This window comes from Prolinoborus fasciculus (genome assembly GCF_056724605.1).
This window is the reverse complement of record NZ_JBWZQN010000177.1, coordinates 1-544: the sequence shown is the minus strand read 5'-3', so window position 1 is coordinate 544 and position 544 is coordinate 1. Positions and strand designations below refer to the sequence as shown.

The following is a 544-nucleotide window of genomic DNA, read 5'->3' as shown; positions in this document are numbered from 1 at the left end:
CTCACATGGGTAACCCCACACTACCATCAGCGCTAAGAGGTTTCACTTCTGAGTTCGGGAAGGGATCAGGTGGTTCACTCTTGCTATGGTCGCCAGCACAACTGTTTATGACTATTTGCTTGGGTCTAACCTCAGAGCAGTGCTCTTCGTGCCTAGCTTTCATCAAATGAGTTATTAACAGATATATCTGAGTTGTGAGTGTAACATAAAGCATAGCTTTATGCCTTGCACTCAGGCAAACGCTTTCACGTTTGCTTATTCTTCGTTCATCTTTAGCGTTCACTAAATCAAGCTGTTTTGCTTAATATCGAATCAATTGATCCTCACTTCTTTCGAAGTTCGTACAACAACTGTTTGGGTGTTGTATAGTCAAGCCTCACGAGCAATTAGTATTGGTCAGCTTCATGTATCACTACACTTCCACATCCAACCTATCAACGTCGTAGTCTTCAACGGCTCTTTAGGAGACATAAAGTCTCGGGGAAATCTTATCTTGAGGTAGGCTTCCCGCTTAGATGCTTTCAGCGGTTATCCCTTCCGAACA

Annotated in this window: 2 rRNA genes; both read right to left on the bottom strand. The window is 43.4% G+C overall.

Going from position 1 to position 544, the window contains the following annotated elements:
* A 5S ribosomal RNA gene (gene rrf / locus AC1P5O_RS16820) occupies positions 1 to 97 on the bottom strand; the annotation flags it as partial.
* 268 nt (positions 98 to 365) lie between these two features.
* A 23S ribosomal RNA gene (locus tag AC1P5O_RS16815) occupies positions 366 to 544 on the bottom strand; the annotation flags it as partial.